Raw genomic sequence first — 3821 nt, 5'->3', positions numbered from 1 at the left:
TGACCGCTTGTTGTTGGGAATATGACAGGTCTGGGTGGTGTGCCTGAATCCGATCCTCGATGGCGTTTACTTCGGCTTCGCTGAGGCTTTCACTGGTGACAGAGGTGCAGCCCACGATCAGGCTGGAGGCGATGAAGGTCAGTGCGTAACGCATGCATGCTCCGTGCAATAAGGTTTCACATTCCATGTTTGGCATGAATGTTACCACCCGAAAGTCCTGAAAAGTATTAAGAGGGCGAAAGCTTTGAGGCTGTCTTCAGTTCATAGAGACGCATGACCACATACGTGCAGACTGGGAACACCCTTTACGGGGCGGAAGCAACGCCCGATCCCGCTTGGTGGCGTGAAGCTGTGCATTATGTCGTTAACAGTGACCCGACACCCTCTATTTGGAGCTTGATCGATACCAGTGAGGTGGAACGCTACCGCAAGCTTCTGGATGAGAAGAAAAGCCTGCTCGCTGAGCAAGAGGCGGCCCTGAGTCGTATGGTGCAAACCAGTCCGCCTTCGTCAAACGACGTATTTGCCAGCCCGAACGTTGGTGATACACGGGCCTGGAATGTGGTGGAGATTAAACGCACAGGCGAATCCGGGTACCGTTATATCCACAGGGAGGCACTGCAGCGATTCCGCCAAGGATGGCACCCAATGACCATGGCAGACGTGAAGGATGCCATGTCCTCAAGTCGCTTCCGGGAAGCAGGGGCTCAGGCACGCGACGCTCTACGAACGAACCGCGAACTAAAACTCAAGCTTGCTCAATGGAAGAGCCAAAACGATAACTTCTTCAATCAGCTCAACAATGAACTGTTCAAGGAAGAGGTCTCAACAGAGGACGGACGTTTTTCAGCCGATGCGGAAGCTCAAATGTTCCGCTTTGCTGCTCAGGCAGGGCTGGCCGCATCCTACAACCCGGTCAAGCAGGAAGCCCATATTGGGGGCAAAGTGGAGGGCGCCTACAGTCTGCTGGAAGGCAAGGCCTCTCTTAAGGCGCAGTTGCCCGACGCCAGCGGCATGCCCCTGGTATTGAAATATCAGGATCACAAAGGTGATCTTGTGAGCCTGCATTGTGGTCACTTGCGAACGGATGCGGAATACACCATCCAGGGCTTCGCTGGAGCCTGCGCCTCCCTGGCCGCCAATGTGAGGGCCTCGTCCGCTCCCGGAAATGTCGGTATCAATGGCGACGCCAATGGCGACGCCAATGGCGAGGTGTTCGCTGGTGCTACGCTGAAGAACGAAGCGGCCTTTAGTGTGAAGTGGAAGGCGGCGTATGGTGAGGTTCAGGAAGAGCAGGTTGCGGGTCAGGTCGGGGGTGTTTCTGACAAAGAACAGGAAAGACGGAATGAGGCCGATAAGGCCTTCAAGTCCTTGATGGAGGTAAAGCCTGAGCTGGCATTTTCTGCAGGGATTGGTGCCGGATTTGAGTTCAAAGTGATGTTCTTGGATGGGAAGCTTGTATTGTTCCTAAAAGGGCATGTGGTGTTGGGGCCTGGTGCTGGTGGTGGCGTTGCAGCAGAGATAAACGGGCCACAAATTGTGGAACTTGTGCATTTCCTGCGTTGGTCTTTGGAGCAGTCAGATTTTCGCTTTTTAGAGTGGATAGACAGCGAGGCATTTTCTCTAATATCTCTAATGCTTCGTGTCCAAGCGGTTAGTGGGGATGATTTACTTGATCTGGTGACTTGGCCCCGCGATCGACTTCAAGAGTATTGGATTGAGACTCAAGAAAATTATCAGGAAGCAATAAATGCTGCCTATCGCATTGCGAAAGATGGATACATGGCGATTGCCACGCCGGAGGCCAAAGCTGAGGTGCTTCAGTTGCTTTCAAGCAATGCATCGCGGGCGCAGCGCAGGCGTGATCAAGGGTTCGGTCAATTGGCATCTGCCTCTGTTAAGGTATTGAGAACCATAAAGTCCCATCGGGAACTCATGGAGGTTCTGCGGCGTATGGGGCAGGAGGGGGGCCACAAAGGCACAGTTGTCGATCTCAAGAATAACTATGCGAGCTTAATCGTTCGGTTCCTGTACCGATCGTCCGAGGCAAAGGCAACGGAGAGTTGGCTTTCGGCTTTATACGTATAGCAATCATGCTAAATGAATGGGTTTAGTTCATTACACAGCGGAACCCACCATTCAACGGCACAGCATACTCTGGAACTTGTCGACGAGTAACCGTAGAGCTGCCGGATAGGTCCCGATAGTGCCCGCCGCGCATTACTCTTTCGGGCTCTTCAAAGTTGGGGCCGACTTTAACAGTGTTGCCTGTTTCAGGGCCTTGGGGGTTCAGTTCCACTGAGTTTTGGTAGTAGTCCGGTGCATAGTAGTCATTGACCCACTCTCCCACATTGCCTGACATATCGTGTAGGCCCAATGGGTTGGGGGGAAAACTGCCTGGTGGGCTGGGGAGAGTTTGATCATTACCCGCATGGAATAGTGTACTGCCCTCATTTATGTTCAGTCCCGGGTGCAACTCGCCATTGTTGGTCGCGTATTGTACCGGCAGCCCACCAGATCTTGCAGCATATTCCCATTGCGCTTCGGTGGGTAAGTCTACATCGCGCCCGGATTGTTCTCCGAGCCACAAACAATACGCCTTGGCATCATGCCAGGATACGGGAGCAGGCAGTTCGCTCTTGAATCGTTCAGGGGACATTCTTCGTTTTCTGTCATAGAAGCGTGCTTTTATATCGTGGTCTGAAGCGCGAACAAATACTTCAAAATCCTCTTGGGTGACTTCATACTTTTGAATGTAAAAGTCACCCAACTCGACTTTATGCACCGGGATCGTATCTCTGCGCACGCTCCAACCCCCAGGGTTCCCCATCAGAAACTCGCCGCCTTCAACAAACACCATGTTGTCCATATTGCGCTGGACCATTTGAATCTTTTGCCAGTCGCTTATCGCATCACAGGCAGTCAGTTGAATGGTAAGGAGTATCAGAGCGAGGGCTTTAAAGGTCTGCTTCGAAGGCATCGGTGTTCCAGTCCAATGTGTCATTTTCCATAATGAAACTAACTGTGCCCGCAAGACTATCAGTTGGCTGCCCAGAACAGAATTATGGGAATGGGGTAGAACCCGCATGATGTGAAGAGCCTTAAGACACGCAGTTACTTTTGTTCCAGCTTAGACGACCCGGCGTCAATTCTTTGAATCGCTGGAGCACATCTCCCAGTTTCACAGCTGGATCATGTCGGATCTGGCGATGAAACCTTCAAAGCGGTCTTTAAATCTTGCTTGGGCCCCAGTGCCTGTTTATCAGAAAGCTAAAAGATTGCAGATTCGTTTAGCCAAACTACGAGGTACCAATCCCGGTCCGTGGGCTTAATCTAGCGCGCATCGGAACCCCTGACCTTCATGATAGTAGGGTTCGACTGGAGGTCGGCTATCTCTCAAAATGGTCGTGCCTGCAATGGGAGCACTATATAAGCTCCCGGTTCTGATCACTTTTTTTCGCCGGAACCGGGACCCTGCGGATTTATGGGGTCGCTGTTTTCGTAGTATGTTTCGGAATACCAGTCATCGACCCACTCTGCAGCATTGGAAGTCAGATCGAATATCCCCAGCGGATTAGCAGGGTAGCTTCCGACCGGCAACATGCCGCTTTTCCTTTGGTCATGGCTTGGCGTGTTAACACCTTCAGTAATGTGTCCATTATTGGTGGCATAAAGAACATTTTTCCCCCGATTACGGGCTGCATACTCCCACTGAGCTTCAGTTGGCAGGTCAACCGATCTATTTGCCAGTTCGCCAACCCAGAGGCAGTAGTCCTCTGCTTCCTGCCATTCCTTTGTCCACGCCGGAAGGTTGGGCTCGA

The 3821-nt window shown here is 52.1% G+C and carries 3 protein-coding genes; 1 reads left to right on the top strand and 2 read right to left on the bottom strand.

The features are described from left to right. Window positions 1-273 precede the first annotated feature (273 nt). Complete coding sequence (locus D777_RS17565; RefSeq protein WP_036135085.1) at window positions 274-2088, top strand: hypothetical protein; 1815 nt, start codon at window positions 274-276, stop codon at window positions 2086-2088. A gap of 22 nt (window positions 2089-2110) precedes the next feature. Here D777_RS17565 and D777_RS17560 read toward each other — a convergent pair whose 3' ends face one another. Continuing rightward, the gene (locus D777_RS17560) at window positions 2111-2980 is read right to left on the bottom strand and encodes a formylglycine-generating enzyme family protein (protein WP_051669179.1); all 870 of its coding nucleotides are present in this window, start codon (window positions 2978-2980) and stop codon (window positions 2111-2113) included. A 467-nt stretch (window positions 2981-3447) separates the two neighbouring features. After that, window positions 3448-3821, bottom strand: a 374-nt coding sequence (locus D777_RS17555; protein ID WP_036135082.1) for a formylglycine-generating enzyme family protein, incomplete at its 5' end; no start/stop codon positions are given.

The sequence above is a fragment of the Marinobacter nitratireducens genome (assembly GCF_000708045.1).
Lineage (GTDB): Bacteria > Pseudomonadota > Gammaproteobacteria > Pseudomonadales > Oleiphilaceae > Marinobacter > Marinobacter nitratireducens.
This window is presented reverse-complemented; position numbering and strand designations above follow the sequence as displayed.